Raw genomic sequence first — 18849 nt, 5'->3', positions numbered from 1 at the left:
TCGCCTTCTGCCCGACTGCCTATGCTTCGTCATAAAGCAGCGGAAGGGCAATGTCATGACCACCGACGATATTCTGGTGCAAGAGGTTAAGGCATTGGCCGCGCGGCTGGCGGATGCCCGCGTCAGCACCGAACGGCGCTTCGTGGGCCAGCATGACGTGGTCGAACAGGTGCTGGCGGCGATCCTGGCGGGCGGGCACGCGCTGCTGGTGGGCCAGCCGGGCCTGGGCAAGACGATGCTGGTCGACACCCTGTCCACCGTGATGGGGCTGGACAGCCAGCGCATCCAGTTCACCCCCGACCTGATGCCCGCCGACATCCTGGGCTCCGAGGTGCTGGACGCGCTGCCCGACGGCAGCCGCGCCTTCCGCTTCATCGAGGGGCCGGTCTTCACCCAGCTGCTGATGGCCGACGAGATCAACCGCGCCAGCCCGCGCACCCAATCCGCGCTGCTGCAGGCCATGCAGGAGCGAGAGGTCACGATCAGCGGCCAGCACCGTCCCCTCGGCCGCCCGTTCCACGTCCTGGCCACCCAGAACCCGATCGAGCAGGAGGGCACCTATCCGCTGCCCGAGGCGCAGCTGGACCGTTTCCTGCTGCAGATCGACGTCGATTACCCGGACCGCGACACCGAACGCCAGATCCTGCTGACCACGACCGGGCTGGACGACAGCGCCCCCCATGCCGCCTTCACCGCCGCCGAGCTGATCGCCGCGCAGCGCCTGATCCGGCAGATGCCGGTGGGCGAGGGCGTGGTCGAGGCGATCCTGGACCTGGTCCGCGCGGCCCGCCCCGGCGCGCCCGAGGCCGCGGGTTTCGTCAGCGACGCGCTGATGTGGGGCCCGGGCCCGCGCGCCGCGCAGGCGCTTATGCTGGTCAGCCGAGCGCGCGCGGTGCTGAACGGACGCTATGCGCCGACGCTGGACGACGTGGCCGCGATGGCCCCGCCGGTGCTGCGCCACCGCATGGCGCTGTCCTTCGCCGCCCGCGCACGCGGCGAGACAGTGGACGTCATCATCGCGCGGCTTCTGGACGAGCGCACCCTCGGCCGCCACGCCGCATGAGCATCACGCCGCCCGCCGGTCTGCGCGCCCGCGCCGAGGCGGCCTCGGGCCACCTGCCGGGCCTGATCCTGTCGGCCGAACGGCTGGCGGCGATGGTGGCGCCCGGCGCCCACGGGCTTCGGCGCGCGGGCCCGGGCGAGGATTTCTGGCAATACCGCCCCGCCGCCTCGGGCGACGGGGCCCGCAGCATCGACTGGCGCCGCTCGGCCCGCTCTGACGTGCAGTTCGTGCGCGACCGCGAGGCGCAGACCGCGCAGGCCGCCGCGATCTGGCTGTCGCGCGGGCAGGGGATGGACTTCACCGGCGGTCCAGACCGGCCGACCAAGGCGGGTTTCGGGCAGCTTCTGGCGCTGGCCACCGGCATGCTGATGCTGCGCGGCGGGGAAAAGGTGGGCCTTCTGGGCCAGCCCGCCCGTGCCGGTCGCCTGCAGGCCGACCGGCTGGCCGAGGCCCTGGCCCTGACCCCCGCGACCGGGCAGGACGACGACACGCCCTCGCCCGGTGCGCTGCGGCCGGGGCAGCGGGTGGTCGTGCTGTCCGATTTTCTGGCCGATCCGGCCTGGGTCGGGGATCTGCTGGCGCAGGCGGCGGGGCTGGGGGTGCGCGGCGTGCTGCTGCAGATCCTCGATCCCGACGAGGCGCGCTTTCCCTTCGACGGCGCGGTCGAGTTCCGGTCCCTGACCGGCGCCCTTCGCCATGACAGCCGCGACGCGGGCGGCCTGCGCGCCGCCTATCTGGCCCGGCTGGCCGAGCGGCAGGACTGGCTGGGCGCGCATGCGCGGCAGGCGGGCTGGCAGTTCGCGACCCGGCAGACCGATGGCGATGCCGCAGAGGCGCTGAACTGGCTGTGGCAGGCCCTGGGCCAGTCGGTCGGGCAGGGGGCGCGCTGATGCTGATCCTGGGGCCCTTGGGATTTGCCGCGCCTTGGCTGCTGGGCGCGCTGATCGTGCTGCCGGTCCTGTGGGTGATCCTGCGCGCCATGCCGCCCGCGCCCCGGCGCATCGCCTTTCCGGGCGTGGCGCTGCTGTTGGGGCTGGCCGACCGCGCGCCCCTGGCGCAGCGGACGCCGTGGTGGCTGCTGTTGATCCGGCTGGCGGCGGTGGCGGCGCTGATCCTGGCCTTTGCCGGGCCGGTCTGGCGCCCGGTCGTCCAGCCCGCCGCCGACGGGCCGCTGCTCGTGGTGATGGATGCGGGCTTCGCGGCTGCCCCCGATTGGGCCGCGCGCCAAGGCCGGGCCGAGCGCGCCCTGACCCAGGCCGCCGCCGCGGGCCGACCCGCCGCCCTGATCTGGGCCGATGGCCGCGCGCGTCCCGGCGCGCTGGCCTTCCAGCCCGCGGGCGCCCTGCTGGCGGGGCTGCGGGGCGCGCAGCCCATGCCCTGGTCCTCGCGCCTTGCCGGCGATCCCGAGGAGGCGCTGGCCGAAGCGCCGCAGGGGCGCCTGTCGACCCTGTGGATCGCGGACGGCACCGACCATCCCGACCGGGCGGACTGGCTGGCGGCGCTGGCCGCGCGCGGGCCGGTGACGGTGGTGCCGCCCGCCCGCCCCCTGCGCACCTTGGCGCTGGAGGGGGGCGAAACCCCCTCGCTGAGCCTGACCGCCACCGACGCGGCCGCGCCCGCGATCCTGGCCATCGGCCCCGACCCGCAGGGGATCGAGCGCACGCTGGCCCGCCTGACCCCCGGCGATCCGACCGATCGCGACGGGCTGACCGCGCGCGCCGTGGCCATCGACCTGCCGCCCGAACTGCGCAACCGCATCACCCGCTTCCAGATCGAGGCCGAGACCCATGCCGGCGCCGTCGTGCTGGCCGACGACCGTGTGCGCCGCCGCAAGGTCGCGCTGGTGGGCGAGGCCGTGGGCCAGGCCGAGGGGCAGCAGCTGCTGGAACAGTCCCATTACCTGCGCCAGGCGCTGGCGCCGGGATCCGATCTGATCGAGGGCACGCTTGGCGACGTGCTGGACAGCGCACCCGACGTGATCGTGCTGATCGACCAGGTCCAGCTGGCCGAGACGGCGGCGCTGATGACCTGGGTCGATGGTGGCGGGCTGCTGATCCGCTTTGCCGGGCCGCGCATGGCCGGTTACGACCGGCTGATCGACGAGCCCCTGCTGCCCGTGGCCCTGCGCCAGGGTGGGCGCGACATCGGCGGCGCGCTGTCCTGGGGCGATCCGCGCGGACTGGCACCCTTTGCGGCGGACGGGCCCTTCGCGGGGCTGTCGGTGCCCGGGGATGTGTCCGTGCGCGCGCAGCTGATGGCGCAGCCCGCCCCCGATCTGGCGGGCAAGACGCTGGCCGCGCTGTCGGACGGCACGCCGCTGATCACCCGCGACCGGCTTGGCGAGGGGCAGGTGGTGCTGGTCCATGTGACCGCCAATGCCGAATGGTCGAACCTGCCGCTGTCGGGCCTCTTCGTGCAGATGGTCGAGCGGTTGGTCGCCACCGCCCGCCTGACCCCCGCCGAAGAGGCCTCGGACGACCGTCAGCAGCCCTTCTGGACGCCCCTGACCGTGCTGGACGGTTTCGGCCGTCCCGCGCCGGCCGAGGGGCTGGCCCCGGTGCCCGCCGCCGATCTGGCCCAAGGGCCCGGTCCCGACCGCCCCGCCGGCATCTATGCGGCGGGCGAACGGCGGCAGGCCCTGAACGCGGGCGGGCCCTTCACGCGCGCCACCTGGCCCGGCGCCACGGTCGAGGCGGCGGGCGCGGCCCCCGGGCGCAATCTCAAGGGCGCGCTTCTGGCAGCGGCGGCGCTGCTCTTGGCGCTGGATGCGCTCGGCTCGGCCTGGCTGGCGCGCGGGCGGAGCCGGGGGGCCATGGCCGCGATCCTGATGGGGCTGGCGATCCTGCCCGGTCCCCGGGCACAGGCGCAGGACCTGGACCCCGACCTGATGCGCGCCGCAGGCGAGGTCGCGCTGGCCTATGTGATCACAGGCGACGCCAGGATCGACGAGGCATCCGAGCAGGGGCTGTCGGGCTTGTCCCTGGCCCTGCGGGCGCGCACCTCGGTCGAGCCGGGCCCGCCCATCGGCATCGACCTCGAGGCAGACGACCTGTCGCTTCTGACCTTCCTCTACTGGCCGATCACCGAAGGGCAGGCCGCACCCGGGCCGCGCGCCTATCTGCGGCTGAACGCCTTCCTGCGCTCGGGCGGGATGATCCTGTTCGACACGCGCGACGGCGATATCGCGGGGGTGGGCGGGCCGGACATGTCGGATGCGCTGCGCCGACTGGCGGCACCGCTGGACATCCCGCCGCTGGCCCCGGTGCCCGACGATCACGTCCTGACCCGCGCCTTCTACCTGCTGGACGATTTCCCCGGCCGCTGGCAGGGCAACCCGGTCTGGCTGGAGGCCCCGCCCGTGGACGCCACCACCGCCGACGGCATGCCCTTCCGCCAGTTGAATGACGGGGTCAGCCCGGTGGTGATCGGCGGCAACAGCTGGGCCGAGGCTTGGGCCGTGGACGAGAACGGCTATGCCGCCTATCCCATCGGCCGGGGCTGGGAGGGCGAGCAGCAGCGCGAGATCGCCACCCGCTTCGGCATCAACCTGATCATGTACGTGCTGACGGGCAACTACAAATCCGACCAGGTCCATGTGCCGGCCCTGCTGGACCGCCTGCGGACCGAGGAGTTCCTGGCCCCATGACCGCCACCCTGACCCAGCTGCGCTTCGACCCGGCTTTGCCGTGGTGGGCCATCGTGGCGCTGGCCGTGCTGGCCGCGCTGGTTGCGGGCTTCGCGCTGTGGCGGGGCCTGCGGGGCTGGGCCTGGCGCGGGCTGGCGGGGCTGGCCGCCGCGCTGGCCCTGGCCGGACCGGCGCTGGAACTGGGCACCCGGGCGGGCCTGTCCGACATCGTGATCCTGCTGGACGACCGATCCTCCAGCCAGGACCTGCCGGGGCGGGCCGCGCAGGTCGATGCGGCCGTGGCCGCGCTGACCGACCGGATCGGCGCCCTGCCGGGCACCGACCTGCGCCGCGTGACGGTGGGCGACGACGATGACGGCACGCTGCTGGGCACCGCCCTGTCGCGCGCCGTCGCCGCCGAACCCGAGGCCCGGCTGGCGGGCGTCATCGCCCTGACCGATGGCCGCCTGCACGATCCCGCGCAATTGCCCGAAGGGTTGCCCGCGCCGCTGCATGTCCTGCTGACCGGCCAGCCCGAGGACTGGGACCGCCGCCTGGTGATCGAGGAGGCCCCCGCCTTCGGCCTGATCGACCAGGAGGTGACCATCCGCCTGCGCGTCGAGGATCAGGGCGCCGTCCCCGAGGGCCAGCAGAGGGGCAGCGTCGCGCTGCGCCTGTCGGTGGACGGCGAGGACGGCCAGACCGTCGCCGTGCCGCTGAACACCAGCCTGACCCTGCCGGTCATCCCGCGCCACGCGGGCCAGAACGTCGTGCAGATCGAACTGGCCGAGGCGCCCCCGGGCGAGCTGACCGATCGCAACAACGCCGCCGCGATCAGCATCACCGGCGTGCGCGACCGACTGCGCGTGCTGCTGGTCTCGGGAGAGCCGCATGCGGGCGAGCGGACCTGGCGCAACCTGCTGAAATCGGATGCGGGCGTCGATCTGATCCATTTCACCATCCTGCGCCCGCCCGACAAGTTCGACGGTGTCCCCGTCAGCGAGCTGTCCCTGATCGCCTTCCCGACGCGCGAGCTGTTTCTGGACCGGATCGACGATTTCGACCTGATCATCTTCGACCGCTACAGCGTGCGGGGCATCCTGCCGCCCGACTACTACCTCAACATCGCCCGCTATGTCGAAGAGGGCGGCGCGATCCTGGTCTCGGCCGGGCCCGAGATGGCCTCGGTCGAAAGCCTGAACCTGTCGCCTCTGGGCCCGATCCTGCCCGCCCGCCCCACCGGACGGGTGATCGAGGAGCCCTATCTGCCGCGCCTGACCGAGGACGGGCGCCGCCATCCCGTCACTGCCGGTCTGGCCGGTCCCGACCCCGATGAACCGGACTGGGGCCGCTGGCTGCGCATGGCCGAGGTGACGCCCGAACCCGGCGCCCAGGTCGCCCTGACCGGGGCCGAGGACAGCCCGCTTCTGATCCTGGACCGGGTGGGGCAGGGGCGCGTCGCCCTGCTGACCAGCGATCAGGTCTGGCTGTGGGGGCGCGGCTTCGAGGGCGGCGGCCCGCAGCTGGAGCTGCTGCGCCGCATCGCCCACTGGTCGATGCAGGAACCCGAGCTGGAGGAAGAGGCGCTTCTGGCCGATGTCAGCGACGGCCTGACCGTGGCCCTGACGCGGCGCACGATGGCCGACAGCGCCGGGCCCTTGCAGGTGACCCATCCCGATGGCACGGTGACCCAGGTGCCCCTGGCCCCGGACGGGCCGGGCCGCTTCATCGCCGACTGGACCGCGCCCGAGCCCGGGCTCTACCGTCTGGTCGACGGCGACATCGCCCGCGTGCTGGCGCTTGGCCCCGCGGCACCCCGCGAATTCGAGGAGACGGTGGCCGACGCGCCCCTGCTGGCCGCGCTGACCGAAGGCTCGGGCGGCGCCGTCCTGCGCCTTTCGGACGGCGTGCCCGACCTGCGCCAGACCCGCCCGGGCCGCGCCGCCAGCGGCACGGGTCTGGGCGGCGACTGGATCGGCGTCACGCCCCGCGACGCCGCGCAGATCACCGGGCTGGACCGCCGCCCCCTGCTGCCGGGCTGGGCGTGGCTGGCGCTCATCTCGGGCCTGATCCTCACCGGCTGGCTGGCCGAGGGGCGGCGGCGCCCCGCCTGAGCCGCTTGCCATCCGCCGCCTCGATTGCTAACCCCGTTCAAACCGCCCGAAGGAACGACCCATGGCCGAAGCCGAGCGCAACCCCGCCCCCCATACCGAGGCCGATCTGGCGCTGATCAAGCGGATCATCCCGCATCGCTATCCGTTCCTGTTCATCGACAAGGTGCGCGACATCGTCCCCTTCGAGGGCGCGGTGGGCATCAAGAACGTGACCGCGAACGAGCCGCATTTCCAGGGCCATTTCCCCAATCACCCGATCATGCCCGGCGTCACCATCATCGAGGCGATGGCCCAGACCGCCGCCGTCGTGGTGGGGATCAGCATGAACGTGATCGACGAGGAGATGCAGACCTATTTCATGGGGATCGACAACTGCAAGTTCCGCCGCATGGTCGTGCCCGGCGACGTGCTGGAACTGCATTGCCGCGCCATCCGCGGCGGCGGCAAGATCTGGAAGTTCGAGGGCCGCGCCATGGTCGACGGCCAGCTGTGCGCCTCGGCCGAATACACGGCCATGATGGCCCGCAAGGATGGCTGAAGGCGGCATCCACCCTTTGGCCGTGATCGAACCCGGCGCCCGGATCGGCGCCGATGTCGAGATCGGACCGTTCTGCGTCGTCGGACCCCGGGTCCGGCTGGCGGATGGGGTGGTGCTGAAATCCCATGTAGTCGTCACCGGCGACACTGAGGTCGGCGAGGGGACGGTGATCTTCCCCTTCGCCTCGATCGGCGAGGTGCCGCAGGACCTGAAGTTCAAGGGCGAGGATGTCTGCCTGCGCATCGGTGCCCGCAACCGCATCCGCGAATACGTCACGATGAACCCCGGCACGGCGGGCGGCGGCGGCGAGACGGTCGTGGGCGATGACGGGCTATTCATGGCCTCCAGCCATGTGGGCCACGACTGCCGCATCGGCGACCGGGTGATCCTGGCCAACAGCGTCGCCATCGCCGGGCATTGCCATCTGGAGGATGACGTCATCGTCGGCGGGCTGTCGGGCGTGCATCAATGGGTGCGCATCGGGCGCGGCGCGATGATCGGCGCGGTGACGATGGTGACCGCCGACGTGATCCCCTATGGGCTGGTGCAGGGCCCGCGCGGGCATCTGGACGGGCTGAACATCATCGGCCTCAAGCGCCGGGGCGCTAGCCGCGCCGACATCGCCGCGCTGCGGGCGCTGCTGGCCGATCTGGGGGCCGGGTCCTTCCGCGACACCGCCCGCACCCGCGCCGAGGCGCAGGTGACGGGCATGGAACGCGACGTGCTGGACTTCATCCTCGGCCCCTCGGATCGCAGCTTCCTGGCGCCCCGGCCGGAATGAGCCGCATCGCCCTCATCGCGGGCCAGGGCGCCCTGGCCCCGGCAGTCGCGGCCTGCCTGCACGATCCGCTGGTCTATACCCTGCAGGGGTTCGCGCCCGAGGGCCTGGACGCCACGCCCTTCCGTCTGGAACGCTTGATCCCCTTCCTGGACGAGCTGCACGCGCAGGGCGTCACCCGCGTCGTCTTCGCGGGCGCCATCCGCCGTCCCCGGCTGGATCCCGAGGCTTTCGACCCGCGCACCGCGCAGCTGGTCCCGCGCATCCTGTCGGCGCTTCAATCTGGCGACGACGCGGCCCTGCGCACCGTCCTCGACATCTTCGAGGAAAACGATATGACCATCTGTTCTGTATCGGAAATCGCACCGGACCTGATCCCGGGCGAGGGGGTGCTGACCGGCGTGCCCTCAGATGCGGACCGCCGGGACGTGGATCGTGCCGCCCGGATCTTGGCGCAGACCGGCCCGCTGGATCTGGGTCAGGGGGCGGTGGTCGCCCAAGGCCTGTGCCTGGCGCTGGAGACCCTGCCAGGCACCGCCGCGATGCTGGACTTTGCGGCCCGCCACGCCGATCTGCGTCCCAACGCAGGCGGCGCGCGCGGCATCCTTTACAAGGCGCCGAAGCCTGGGCAGGACCGGCGCATCGACCTGCCGACCCTTGGCCCCGACAGCGTCGACCAGGCCGCCGCCGCCGGTCTGGCGGGCATCGCATGGGCGGCGGGCGGCGTGATCCTCCTGGACCGCGCCGAGGCGCTGCGCCGGGCGCAGGCAGCGGGGCTGTTCCTCTGGGCAGCGGCCCCCGTCACGGGCGATCCCGACTGAAAGCTCTGGCCAGATCCCGGCTGTCCCCCTACCCATGACAGCACAGCAACAAGGCGGACCGGCATGCGTTACTTCCTGATCGCGGGAGAGGCCTCGGGCGACCAGCTGGGTGCGGCGCTGATGGCGGGGCTGCGCCAGCTGGACGCTGACGCGCAGTTCGACGGCATCGGTGGCCCGGCCATGACGGGTCTGGGCCTGCACAGCCTCTTTTCCATGGACGAGCTGTCGGTCATGGGCATCTGGGAGGTTCTGCCGAAATACCGCCATCTCAAGCGCCGCATCGCGCAGACCGCCGAAGCCGTGACGGCGGCTGCGCCCGACGTGCTGATCACCATCGACAGCCCCGATTTCGGCCTGCGCGTGGCCCATCTGGCCCGCGCGGCCCGCCCCGACCTGCGCACCGTCCATTATGTGGCGCCCTCGGTCTGGGCCTGGCGCCCGGGGCGGGCGCGCAAGATGGCGCGGGTGATCGACCATGTGCTGGCCATCCTGCCCTTCGAGCCGCCGCTGATGGAGGCCGCCGGCATGACCTGCGATTTCGTGGGCCATCCGGTCGCCACCTCGGACGTGGCGGGCCCCGACGAGGCGCAGCTGTTCCGCAATGCCCATGGCATCGCGCCCGACGCGCCGGTCGTCCTGTGCCTGCCCGGATCGCGGCGGGGCGAGGTCGCGCGCCTCGGCCCCCGCTTCGACGAGGCGCTGATGCGGCTGCGCGACCGGGTGCCCGAGATCCGCGTGGTCCTGCCGACCGTGCCCGGCGTGGCGGGGCTGGTGCGCGACATGACGCGGCGCTGGCCCACCGCCCCCATCGTGGTCGAGGAGGCCGAGGAAAAGCGCGCGGCCTTCGCCGCCGCCGATCTGGCACTGGCGGCCTCGGGGACGGTCAGCCTGGAGCTGGCGGCCAACCGCATCCCGATGGTCATCGGCTATGACATGGCGCCCCTGTCGCGGCTGATCGTGGGGGTGCTGCTGCGCACCGACACGGTGACGCTGGTCAATCTGGTCAGCGACACCCGCGCCGTGCCCGAATTCCTGGGCCGGGCCTGCCAGCCCGGTCCGCTGGCCCAGGCCCTTCAGCAGACGCTGGAGGAACCCTCGGGCCGCGCCGCCCAGCTGGAGGCGATGGACCTGACGATGGAGCGCTTGGGCAAGGGGGGCGAGGCGCCGGGCCTTCGCGCCGCCGCCTCGGTGATCGCCGCGGTCAGGCGACCGCAGTGACGGTTGCGGTCAGAGGACCGCGGTGACGATGATCTCGACCTTGTAGTCGGGGGTCGCCAGCGCCGATTCCCCGGTCGCGCGGGCAGGGGCGGCGCCTTGGGGCACCCAGGCATCCCAGACCGCGTTCATCTCGGCGAACTCGGCCATGTCGGCCATCCAGATCTGGGCCGAGACGATCTTCGTCTTGTCGCTGCCCGCCTGCGCCAGCAGGTCGTCGATCTGGGCCAGCACGGCGCGGGTCTGGTCGGCGACCGGGGTGCCGGGCTCGCCCACCTGACCCGCCAGGAAGACGAAGCCGTTGGCGATGACCGCCTGGCTCATGCGGGTGCCGGTGCCGATGCGGGTGATCTCGGTCATGTCAGTCTCCGTTGATGGGGTTCGGGCGGGACGCTAGCGCCGGGTCCGGGCGGCTGCAAGACGGGTTGCGGGCGTTTCCGCTTCGTTCTAATCTGATGGCCATGAGTGCCGAAGCCCCCCTCCTGCCCTTGCCGCCCATGCCCGGCCAGCGCCTGGCGCGCGGCACGGCGCGGCTGCTGCGCAGCATGGATCATGCGGTGCTGACGGAATTCGTGCCCGCGCGGGGCCTGCGCGTCGACCTGATCAGCCTCGGCCCCAAGGGCGAGTTGTGGATCGTCGAATGCAAGAGCGGCCGGGCCGATTTCCGGGCCGACCGCAAGTGGCAGGGCTATCTGGACTGGTGCGACCGCTATTTCTGGGCGGTGGACGGCGATTTCCCGGCCGAGCTGCTGCCCGAGGACACCGGCCTAATCCATGCCGATGCCTTTGGCGCCGCCGTCACCCGCATGGCGCCCGAGACGCGGCTGGCCGGCGCCCGCCGGGTCAAGGTGCAGCGCGATTTCGCCCGCGCCGCCGCCCTGCGCCTGCAGATGCTGGCCGATCCCGAGGCGCTTATCGCCGGGGTTTCTTAGACCCGCCGCCGGGCGCCTTGCCGCCCTGGCCCATGGCGCGTGCGGCTTCCGCGGCGGCCATCAGCTCCTCGGCGATCTCGGTCGCCTCCTCGGGGTCGAAATCCATCGGCAGATCGACGCCCTCGCCCTGGACATAGATGCGCACCATCCCCAGGTCGGTCGGGCCGATCTGGATATTGGCGGTGATGTCGCTTTCGCTGTTGATGCCCATGGTCATGTCCTTGTCATCGGGGAAACTTTCTCTAGCGCAAACGCGATTTCGCGGCAAGCGGGGCTTGCATGCCGGGCGCGTCGGGGCTAAGAAACCGCCCTGTGCCGCCTTAGCTCAGTTGGTTAGAGCGCTAGATTGTGGATCTAGAGGTCACCCGTTCGAGACGGGTAGGCGGTACCATTTCCCCCCAAGTTGGATAAAGTTTCCGCAGCGCAGCATCTTGCCGCGCGCGCGTCGCGCTGCCACTCTGGCCCAAAGCCGCTAGAGGAGCCGCCATGGGCCTGCTGGGAATTTTCCTGTCGCTGATCCTGCTGATGTATCTGGCCTATCGCGGGATCACGGTGCTGATCCTGGCGCCGCTGCTGTCGCTGATGGCGGTGGCGCTGTCGGGGGGGCTGCCGCTGCTGGCGACCTACACGCAGGTCTTCATGGGATCGCTTGGCGGCTATGTCATCACCTATTTCCCGCTGTTCCTGCTGGGGGCGATCTTCGGCAAGGTCATGGCCGACAGCGGGGCGGCGCGGTCCATCGCGGAGTGGATCGTGGACCGGCTCGGCCCCGGGCGCGCAGTGCTGGCGGTGGTGCTGTCCTGCGGGGTGCTGACCTATGGCGGCGTGTCGCTGTTCGTGGTGGCCTTTGCCGTCTATCCCATCGCCAACGCGCTGTTCCGTCGCGCCGACATCCCCAAACGGCTGCTGCCCGCGGCCATCGCGCTCGGGTCCTTCACCTTCACCATGACCGCATTCCCCGGTACGCCCGCGATCCAGAACGCGATCCCGATGCCCTTCTTCGGCACCAATGTCTTCGCCGCGCCGCTGTTCGGGCTGCTGGCGGGGATCATCATGCTGGCGGGGGGCACGATCTGGCTGAACCGTCGCGCCGCTGCCGCCGCCAGCCGGTCCGAGGGCTATGGCGACCACCCGACCACCGCCGCCGACGCCAATCTGCGCGACGAGGCCGACCTGCCGCCTTTTGCGCTGGCCGTGCTGCCGGTCGTGGCGGTGATCGTGCTGAACGCCGCGCTGACCTGGTTCATCTTTCCGGCGATGACCGCCGACTATCTGGCCCTGCCGGAATACGGAGAGACGGACCTGGCCGCCGTGGCGGGCATCTGGGCGATCATCGTGTCGCTGGTGGTGTCGATCTGCCTGGCCATCGGGCTGAACTGGCGCCGCTTCGCCGACCTGCGCGAAAGCGTCAATGCCGGCACGATGGGGTCCTTGCTGCCGATCTTCAACACCGCCTCCGAGGTGGGATACGGCGCGGTCATCGCCTCGCTGCCGGCCTTCACGATCATCCGCGACGCGGTGCTGGGGCTGTTTCCGGAAAACCCGGTCGCATCATTGGCCGTGGCGGTCAACGTGCTGGCGGGGATCACCGGCTCGGCCTCGGGCGGCATGTCCATCGCGCTGCAGACACTTGGCGCGCAATTCGCCGAGATGGGGCGGGCGCAGGGGATCAGCATGGAGCTGATGCACCGCGTGACCGCGCTGGCCTCGGGCGGGTTTGACGCGCTGCCCCATAACGGCGCGGTCATCACCCTGCTGGCGATCACCGGGCTGACGCACAAGAAAAGCTATGCCGACATCTTCGTGGTGGCGGTCGCGATCCCGGTCGTGGCGCTGATCACGGTGATCGTGCTGGGCAGCGTGATCTAGCGATAGCCCGACCTAGCGGTAGCCCTGGGCCTGCAGCTCGAACAGCTCGCGATAGCGGCCGGGGCGGGCGACCAGTTCGGCATGCGTGCCCTGGTCCTGCACCCGGCCCGCCTCCAGCACGATGATCCGGTCGGCCATCCGCACCGAGGAGAAGCGGTGCGAGATCAGCAGCGCCGTCCGCCCCGCCGTCAGGTCCTTGAAGCGCTGGAAGACCTCGTATTCCGCCCGCGCATCCAGCGCCGCCGTCGGCTCGTCCAGCACCAGCAGCTGCGCGTCGCGCATGTAGGCCCGCGCGATGGCCAGTTTTTGCCATTCGCCGCCCGACAGGTCCAACCCGCGCGCGAAGCGGCGCCCGACCATCTGGTCATAGCCCTGCGGCAGCTTGGCGATGACCTGATCGGCCAGCGCGCGTTCGGCCGAGGCGATGATGCGGGGGCGGTCGTCGCGCGCCTCGATCCGGCCGATGGCGATGTTCTCGGCCGCCGTCACCGCATAGCGCACGAAATCCTGGAAGATCACCCCGATGGTGCCGCGCAATTTGTCCAGGTCATAGTCGCGCAGGTCGCGCCCCTCCAGCGTGATGCGCCCCTCGTCGGGATCGTAGAGCCGCGCCAGCAGCTTGACGATGGTGGTCTTGCCTGCGCCATTCTCGCCCACCAGCGCGACCGTCTCGCCCACCTTCAAGTCCAGCGTCATGTGGCGGATCGCCCAGTCCTCGCGGCCCGGATAGCGGAAACCGACATTCTCGAAGCGAAAGCCCTGAACGATCGGGCGCGGCACCGGCAGCGGGTCTGCGGGCGAGGCGATGGCGGGGACCGCGGTGAAGAACTCGAACAGGTCGTCCAGATACATGGCCTGTCCCGCCATGCCGGAAAAGCCCGCCAGCAGCCCCTCCAGCAACCCCCGCAGGCGCAGGAAGCTGCCCGACAGGAAGGTCAGGTCGCCAAGCGACAGCTGCCCCGTCAGGGTGCGCGCGATGATCCACAGGAAGGCCGCGTAATAGGCCAGCGTGCCAAGCGCGGTCAGCACCGCCATGACCGACAGTTGCCGCCGCTGGATCACCCGGTTTTCCACGTAGAACCGCCGCGCCAGCACCAGATAGCGGTCGCGCAGCCAGGGCGAGAGGCCGAAGATCTTGACCTCTTTGGCGGTCTCGGCGGTGGCGGCGATCATGCGCAGATAGTCGCGTTCGCGCCGGTCGGCGGCGCGGGCGTGGTTCAGCGCATAGGTGCGGGCGTTGAAATGCATCTCGCCCAGCAGCGACGGGATCAGCGCCAGCGCCAGCAGCACCACCAGCCAGGGGTTGTAGAGGATCAGGCCCACCGCGAAGCTGGCCACCGTCACGCTGTCCTGCATCTGCTGCATCAGCTGGTTGAGCAGCGGGATCCGCCCCATCGTCTGGCGCCGCGCGCGGTCCAGCCGGTCCTGGAAGCCCGCATCCTCGAAGCTGGCCAGATCCAGGCCCGCCGCATGGTCCATCAGCCGGATCGAGATGTCGATGACCAGCTTTTCCTGCAGCAGCGCATCGACATAGGTGACCAGCCGCCCCAGCACGTCCTGTCCCACGGCCAGCGCCAGCTCCAGCGCGACCAGCCAGACCAGGCCGTCGGCCAGCCCGCTGTCCCACCAGCCGGTCAGGGTCTCGGGCCCGCCGGAGGCCGACAGCGCCACGACCTGATCGATGATCAGCTTGCCCACCCACAGCATCGCCACCGGCATCAGCGCGCGGATCAGGCGCAGCACCACCATCGCCAGGGTCAGCGCGGGGCTGGCCCGCCAGACCATCGCCAGAAAGGGTGGGATGTTCTTCAGCGCCGCCCAACGCGCCGAGAAATCCGGGGCGGCGGGGGTGTCGGGCGGCATGCTCAGGCGGCCTCTGTCCGGCGGGCGTGGGCGATCTCCTCGGCCGTCAGGGGGCCGGGGAAATGGCAGGCCGCGCGGTGGTCCGTGCCCTGCAGCACCGGCACCTCGGCGGCGCAGCGTGCCTGCGCACGCGGGCAGCGGGTCCGGAACACGCAGCCCGAGGGTGGGTTCATGGGCGAGGGCAGATCGCCCGCCAGCGGCACGATGGTCTTGGCGGTCTCGATGGTCGGATCGGGCACCGGCACCGCCGACAGCAGGGCCTGCGTGTAGGGATGCTGCGGCGCGCCATAGAGGTCGGCCGAGGACGCGATCTCCATCACCTTGCCCAGATAGAGGACCATGACCCGGTCGCTGATATGCTTCACCACCGACAGGTCATGCGCGATGAAGACCAGCGACAGGCCCAGATCGCGCTGCAGCCGGATCAGCAGGTTGATGACCTGCGCCTGAATGGACACGTCCAGCGCCGACACGGGCTCGTCGCAGATGATCAGCTTGGGTTCCACGATCAGGGCCCGGGCGATGCCGATGCGCTGGCACTGGCCGCCGCTGAACTCGTGCGGATAGCGGTTGATCTGGTTGGGCAGCAGCCCGACCTTGTCCATCATCGCGCGGGCGCGGTCCTTGACCTCTGCCCGGCTCAGGTCCGGGCGGTGCGTGGTCAGGGGTTCCGCGATGATCTGGCCCACGGTCATGCGCGGGTTCAGGCTGGCCAGCGGGTCCTGGAAGACCATCTGGATGTCCTGGCGGTATTTCAGCATCTGCCGCGCGCTCAGCGCCAGCAGGTCCTGTCCGTCCGACCAGCGCGCCTGTCCCGAGGCGGGCACCAGCCCGATCAGCGCGCGCGCCAGCGTCGATTTCCCGCAGCCCGATTCGCCCACCACGCCCAGGGTCTCGCCAGGGTTCAACGTGAAATCCACGCCCGCTACGGCCTGCAGCGGCAGCGGCTTGGCCCAGGGCATCGCGCCCTCGGGGTGGATGGGGAAGGTCACGCGCAGGTCGCGCACGTCCAGAAGCGGGGTCATGGCTGTCCCTCCGTGGGGGTTCCGGCGGCACCGGCGCCGGCGACGGCGCCGCGGGGAATGGCGCTGTCCGCGACGGTGCCGGGATGGGCGCCAGTGTCGTCGGCAGACTGGTCCGCGTCGGGATGGCGGGTGGTCCGGCGGGCCAGAACCTCGGCCACGGGGGCGTGGCAGGCCCGCGCGCGGTCCGGCGCGAAGATCTCCAGCGGGGGGTCGATGCTGTCGCAGCCCTCCCGGGCATAGGGGCAGCGCGGCTGGAAGGCGCAGCCCGGGGGCGGGCGGCTCATGTTCGGCGGCTGGCCGGGGATGGCGCGCAGCTCGTCACCCTCCTGATCGACGCGCGGGATCGCGTTCAGAAGGCCCTGGGTATAGGGATGGGTCGGTTCGGCGAAGATCGGGCGCACCGGCCCCGTCTCGCGGATGCGGCCGCCATACATGACGGCCACCCGCTCGCAGGACCCGGCGACCACGCCCAGATCGTGGGTGATCAGGATCATCGCCATGCCGAAATCGCGCTGCAGGTCCGACAGCAGCGCCATGATCTGCGCCTGAACGGTCACGTCCAGCGCGGTCGTGGGCTCGTCCGCGATCAGCAGCTTGGGGCGGCACAGCAGCGCCATCGCGATCATCACCCGCTGCCGCATGCCGCCCGAGAACTCGTGCGGATAGAGGCGGATGCGCCCCCTGGCGTCGGGGATCTTGACCGCATCCAGCATGCGCACGGATTCGGCCACGGCCTCGCGCTTGCCCATGCCCTTGTGCAGGGTCAGCACCTCGGCCATCTGGTCGGCCACCCGCATGTAGGGATTGAGCGACGTCATCGGGTCCTGGAAGATCATCGCGATCTGCTCGGCCCGGATGCGGTTCAGCGCCTTGGCGGGCGCGTTCAGGATCTCCTGCCCGTCGAACATCACGCTGCCCGAGGCGCGGCCGTTGCGCGCCAGCAGGCCCATGATGGCGAAGGACAGCTGCGACTTGCCGCTGCCGGATTCGCCGACGATGCCTAGGGTCTCGCCCTGATCGACGGTCAGGTTCACGTCGGTGACGGCGCGGACCTCGGCGTCGTTGGTGGCGAAGCGGACCGACAGGTCCGTGAGGGTCAGAAGGGCCATGTCACCTCTCCTTGGGGTCGAGGGCATCGCGCAGGCCGTCGCCCACGAAGAAGAAGCCGAACAGCGTGATGACGAAGAAGAACAGCGGGAAGGCCAGCTGCCACAGGGTGCCATAGTTCATCGTGCCCGCGCCTTCGGAAATCAGCGCGCCCCACGAGGTCAGCGGTTCCTGCACGCCGAGGCCCAGGAAGCTGATGAAGCTTTCGGTCAGGATCATCAGCGGCACCAGCAGCGTCGCATAGACCGCCACGACGCCCAGCAGGTTTGGCACGATATGGCGGATGATGATGCGGAAGCTTGAGACGCCGGTGGCGCGCGCGGCCTCGATGAATTCCCGGTTCTTCAGGCTAAGCGTCTGGCCGCGCACGATTCTGCTCATGTCCAGCCACGAGATCAGCCCGATGCCCAGAAACAGCATCGACATGGACCGCCCGAACATGACCAGCAGCAGGATCAGCACGAACATGTAGGGGATCGACATCAGGATATCGACGGCGCGCATCATGATCTGGTCGGTGCGCCCGCCGACATAGCCCGCCGTCGCGCCGTAGAGCGTGCCGACGATGACCGCGATGCCCGCGCCCACGATGCCCACCATCAGGCTGATCTGGGTGCCCTGCACGACACGGGCGTAGAGGTCCCGCCCCAGATTGTCGGTGCCGAAGTAATGGCCGTTGGCGAAGGACGGCTGGCCCATCTGGGCCACCTGGCCCATGACGCTGAAATCCAGCTCCTCGCCCGACCACTGGGAGAAGACGCCGCCGAAGAGGGCGAACAGCGTCACCAGCACCAGGATCGTCAGGCCCAGCATCGCGGCCCGGTTGCGCCAGAAGCGGCGGCGGGCATCGGCCCAGGGGCTGCGCCCGCGCACCTCGTCCGTCACCAGCCGGTCGGACAGGGACTGCATCTTCTGCTGATCGATGACCATGACCTTAATACCTGATCTTGGGGTCGATCCATGCATAGAGCACGTCGACGAGAAGGTTGAAGAGGATCGTCAGTGCGCCCACCAGGATGGTCACGCCCATCATCACCGCATAATCGCGGTTGAGCGCGCTGTCCACGAAGGCCTTGCCGATCCCGCCGGTCGAGAAATAGATGTCGATCACCACCGACCCGGTGATCATCGACACGAAGACCGGCCCCAGATAGCTGATCACCGGCAGCATCGCGGGCTTCAGCGCATGGCGGATGATCACGCGATGCTCCGGCATCCCCTTGGCGCGCGCGGTGCGGATGTGGTTGCTGCCCAGCACCTCCAGCATCGAGGACCGGGTGATCCGCGCGATCGAGGCCATGTAGCTGGTCGCCAGCGCGATCACCGGCATGACCCAGAAGCTGGGATCGGAAAAGCTCCACCCGCCGCCGGGCAGCAGCCCGTACCAGAGCGTGAAGATCAGGACCAGCAGCGGCGCCATGACGAAGTTCGGCAGCACCTGCGCGCCGATCGAGATGCCCACGGCCAGATAGTCGATCCAGGAATTGTGCCAGATCGCGGCCACCACGCCCAGGGACACGCCGAAGATCACGGCGGTGACGAAGGACAGCCCGCCATAGGTCAGCGTCACCGGAAAGCCGTTGGCGATCAGCTGGTTCACCGTGCGGTCGGGATAGACGAAGCTGGGGCCGAAGTCGAAATGCACGACCACGCTGACCAGATAGTTCCAGATCTGCAGCCAGAGCGGATCGTTCAGCCCGTACTGGGCCTCCAGATTGGCCAGCACCTGCGGGGGCAGGGCCCGTTCGCCCGTGAAGGGACCGCCCGGTGCCAGATGCATCAGGAGGAAGGAAAAGACGATCAGCAGCAGCAGCGTGGGTATCGCCACCGCCAGCCGTCGCAGGACAAATGCGAACATCGCGTGGGGCCTTCCCTGCGGGATGGAATGAAAAGCGCAGG

General features: G+C 70.6%; 17 protein-coding genes and 1 tRNA gene. 11 read left to right on the top strand and 7 right to left on the bottom strand.

Annotated elements, in window-relative coordinates:
- The first annotated feature begins 55 nt into the window (after nt 1-55).
- The 8 genes from E4191_RS07980 to lpxB all read left to right on the top strand — a co-directional run bounded on the left by E4191_RS07980 (nt 56) and on the right by lpxB (nt 10157).
- Entirely contained in the window at nt 56-1063 is a 1008-nt protein-coding gene (locus E4191_RS07980; protein ID WP_135312943.1) for an AAA family ATPase, read from the top strand.
- The gene (locus tag E4191_RS07975) at nt 1060-1953 is read left to right on the top strand and encodes a DUF58 domain-containing protein (RefSeq protein ID WP_135312942.1); all 894 of its coding nucleotides are present in this window, start codon (nt 1060-1062) and stop codon (nt 1951-1953) included. Before E4191_RS07980 ends, E4191_RS07975 begins: the two co-directional genes overlap by 4 nt.
- Nucleotides 1953-4709: a DUF4159 domain-containing protein gene (locus E4191_RS07970; RefSeq protein ID WP_135312941.1), complete on the top strand. Its 2757-nt coding sequence runs from the start codon at nt 1953-1955 to the stop codon at nt 4707-4709. Before E4191_RS07975 ends, E4191_RS07970 begins: the two co-directional genes overlap by 1 nt.
- On the top strand, nt 4706-6802 hold the full coding sequence (locus E4191_RS07965; RefSeq protein WP_176562662.1) for a hypothetical protein: 2097 nt from the start codon (nt 4706-4708) through the stop codon (nt 6800-6802). Before E4191_RS07970 ends, E4191_RS07965 begins: the two co-directional genes overlap by 4 nt.
- Nucleotides 6803-6863: 61 nt before the next feature.
- The gene (fabZ, locus tag E4191_RS07960) at nt 6864-7340 is read left to right on the top strand and encodes a 3-hydroxyacyl-ACP dehydratase FabZ (protein WP_135312940.1); all 477 of its coding nucleotides are present in this window, start codon (nt 6864-6866) and stop codon (nt 7338-7340) included.
- On the top strand, nt 7333-8121 hold the full coding sequence (gene lpxA, locus E4191_RS07955) for an acyl-ACP--UDP-N-acetylglucosamine O-acyltransferase (RefSeq protein WP_135312939.1): 789 nt from the start codon (nt 7333-7335) through the stop codon (nt 8119-8121). Before fabZ ends, lpxA begins: the two co-directional genes overlap by 8 nt.
- On the top strand, nt 8118-8939 hold the full coding sequence (locus E4191_RS07950; RefSeq protein WP_135312938.1) for an LpxI family protein: 822 nt from the start codon (nt 8118-8120) through the stop codon (nt 8937-8939). Before lpxA ends, E4191_RS07950 begins: the two co-directional genes overlap by 4 nt.
- A gap of 63 nt (nt 8940-9002) precedes the next feature.
- On the top strand, nt 9003-10157 hold the full coding sequence (lpxB, locus tag E4191_RS07945) for a lipid-A-disaccharide synthase (RefSeq protein ID WP_135312937.1): 1155 nt from the start codon (nt 9003-9005) through the stop codon (nt 10155-10157).
- Nucleotides 10158-10166: 9 nt separating this feature from the next.
- Here lpxB and E4191_RS07940 read toward each other — a convergent pair whose 3' ends face one another.
- The gene (locus tag E4191_RS07940) at nt 10167-10514 is read right to left on the bottom strand and encodes a RidA family protein (protein ID WP_135312936.1); all 348 of its coding nucleotides are present in this window, start codon (nt 10512-10514) and stop codon (nt 10167-10169) included.
- Nucleotides 10515-10615: 101 nt separating this feature from the next.
- On the opposite strand from E4191_RS07940, the gene E4191_RS07935 reads away from it, so the two are divergent.
- Nucleotides 10616-11086 carry an MmcB family DNA repair protein gene (locus E4191_RS07935; RefSeq protein ID WP_407947009.1) on the top strand — a complete coding sequence of 157 codons (471 nt, stop codon included), beginning with the start codon at nt 10616-10618 and terminating at the stop codon, nt 11084-11086.
- Here the strand turns inward: E4191_RS07935 and E4191_RS07930 are convergent.
- Nucleotides 11067-11297, bottom strand: a complete 231-nt coding sequence (locus tag E4191_RS07930; protein ID WP_135314380.1) for a DUF6324 family protein — start codon at nt 11295-11297, stop codon at nt 11067-11069. The genes E4191_RS07935 and E4191_RS07930 overlap by 20 nt on opposite strands.
- Nucleotides 11298-11400: 103 nt before the next feature.
- On the opposite strand from E4191_RS07930, the gene E4191_RS07925 reads away from it, so the two are divergent.
- Together E4191_RS07925 and E4191_RS07920 are read left to right on the top strand one after the other, a co-directional pair.
- Nucleotides 11401-11477 (top strand) — tRNA-His (locus tag E4191_RS07925).
- 95 nt (nt 11478-11572) lie between these two features.
- Entirely contained in the window at nt 11573-12955 is a 1383-nt protein-coding gene (locus tag E4191_RS07920; protein ID WP_135312934.1) for a GntP family permease, read from the top strand.
- Between the two features lie 12 nt (nt 12956-12967).
- On the opposite strand, the gene E4191_RS07915 is transcribed toward E4191_RS07920, so the two are convergent.
- The 5 genes from E4191_RS07915 to oppB are packed head-to-tail and all read right to left on the bottom strand — an operon-like array spanning nt 12968 to nt 18808.
- On the bottom strand, nt 12968-14818 hold the full coding sequence (locus E4191_RS07915; RefSeq protein ID WP_135312933.1) for an ABC transporter ATP-binding protein: 1851 nt from the start codon (nt 14816-14818) through the stop codon (nt 12968-12970).
- 2 nt (nt 14819-14820) lie between these two features.
- The gene (locus E4191_RS07910) at nt 14821-15843 is read right to left on the bottom strand and encodes an oligopeptide/dipeptide ABC transporter ATP-binding protein (RefSeq protein ID WP_135312932.1); all 1023 of its coding nucleotides are present in this window, start codon (nt 15841-15843) and stop codon (nt 14821-14823) included.
- Nucleotides 15840-16952: an oligopeptide/dipeptide ABC transporter ATP-binding protein gene (locus E4191_RS07905; RefSeq protein WP_135312931.1), complete on the bottom strand. Its 1113-nt coding sequence runs from the start codon at nt 16950-16952 to the stop codon at nt 15840-15842. Before E4191_RS07905 ends, E4191_RS07910 begins: the two co-directional genes overlap by 4 nt.
- 1 nt (nt 16953) lies before the next feature.
- A complete protein-coding gene (locus E4191_RS07900) occupies nt 16954-17880 on the bottom strand; it encodes an ABC transporter permease subunit (RefSeq protein ID WP_135312930.1) in 927 nt (308 codons plus the stop codon).
- Nucleotides 17881-17884: 4 nt separating this feature from the next.
- Nucleotides 17885-18808: an oligopeptide ABC transporter permease OppB gene (gene oppB, locus E4191_RS07895; RefSeq protein ID WP_135312929.1), complete on the bottom strand. Its 924-nt coding sequence runs from the start codon at nt 18806-18808 to the stop codon at nt 17885-17887.
- Nucleotides 18809-18849: the final 41 nt, after the last annotated feature.

The sequence above is a fragment of the Paracoccus liaowanqingii genome (assembly GCF_004683865.2).
Classification (GTDB): Bacteria; Pseudomonadota; Alphaproteobacteria; order Rhodobacterales; family Rhodobacteraceae; genus Paracoccus; species Paracoccus liaowanqingii.
Note: the sequence above shows the minus strand (reverse complement) of the source record. Positions and strands in the feature narration are given on the sequence as shown.

Bases quoted from the DNA above. Each gene is read 5' to 3' on its own strand.
- E4191_RS07940 (WP_135312936.1), bottom strand. From the start codon at position 10,514: ATGACCGAGATCACCCGCATCGGCACCGGCACCCGCATGAGCCAGGCG.
- E4191_RS07980 (WP_135312943.1), top strand. From the start codon at position 56: ATGACCACCGACGATATTCTGGTGCAAGAGGTTAAGGCATTGGCCGCG.
- E4191_RS07920 (WP_135312934.1), top strand. From the start codon at position 11,573: ATGGGCCTGCTGGGAATTTTCCTGTCGCTGATCCTGCTGATGTATCTG.
- lpxB (WP_135312937.1), top strand. From the start codon at position 9,003: ATGCGTTACTTCCTGATCGCGGGAGAGGCCTCGGGCGACCAGCTGGGT.
- E4191_RS07950 (WP_135312938.1), top strand. From the start codon at position 8,118: ATGAGCCGCATCGCCCTCATCGCGGGCCAGGGCGCCCTGGCCCCGGCA.
- E4191_RS07935 (WP_407947009.1), top strand. From the start codon at position 10,616: ATGAGTGCCGAAGCCCCCCTCCTGCCCTTGCCGCCCATGCCCGGCCAG.
- E4191_RS07930 (WP_135314380.1), bottom strand. From the start codon at position 11,297: ATGGGCATCAACAGCGAAAGCGACATCACCGCCAATATCCAGATCGGC.
- lpxA (WP_135312939.1), top strand. From the start codon at position 7,333: ATGGCTGAAGGCGGCATCCACCCTTTGGCCGTGATCGAACCCGGCGCC.
- E4191_RS07975 (WP_135312942.1), top strand. From the start codon at position 1,060: ATGAGCATCACGCCGCCCGCCGGTCTGCGCGCCCGCGCCGAGGCGGCC.
- E4191_RS07970 (WP_135312941.1), top strand. From the start codon at position 1,953: ATGCTGATCCTGGGGCCCTTGGGATTTGCCGCGCCTTGGCTGCTGGGC.
- E4191_RS07905 (WP_135312931.1), bottom strand. From the start codon at position 16,952: ATGGCCCTTCTGACCCTCACGGACCTGTCGGTCCGCTTCGCCACCAAC.
- E4191_RS07965 (WP_176562662.1), top strand. From the start codon at position 4,706: ATGACCGCCACCCTGACCCAGCTGCGCTTCGACCCGGCTTTGCCGTGG.
- E4191_RS07915 (WP_135312933.1), bottom strand. From the start codon at position 14,818: ATGCCGCCCGACACCCCCGCCGCCCCGGATTTCTCGGCGCGTTGGGCG.
- E4191_RS07900 (WP_135312930.1), bottom strand. From the start codon at position 17,880: ATGGTCATCGATCAGCAGAAGATGCAGTCCCTGTCCGACCGGCTGGTG.
- oppB (WP_135312929.1), bottom strand. From the start codon at position 18,808: ATGTTCGCATTTGTCCTGCGACGGCTGGCGGTGGCGATACCCACGCTG.
- E4191_RS07910 (WP_135312932.1), bottom strand. From the start codon at position 15,843: ATGACCCCGCTTCTGGACGTGCGCGACCTGCGCGTGACCTTCCCCATC.
- fabZ (WP_135312940.1), top strand. From the start codon at position 6,864: ATGGCCGAAGCCGAGCGCAACCCCGCCCCCCATACCGAGGCCGATCTG.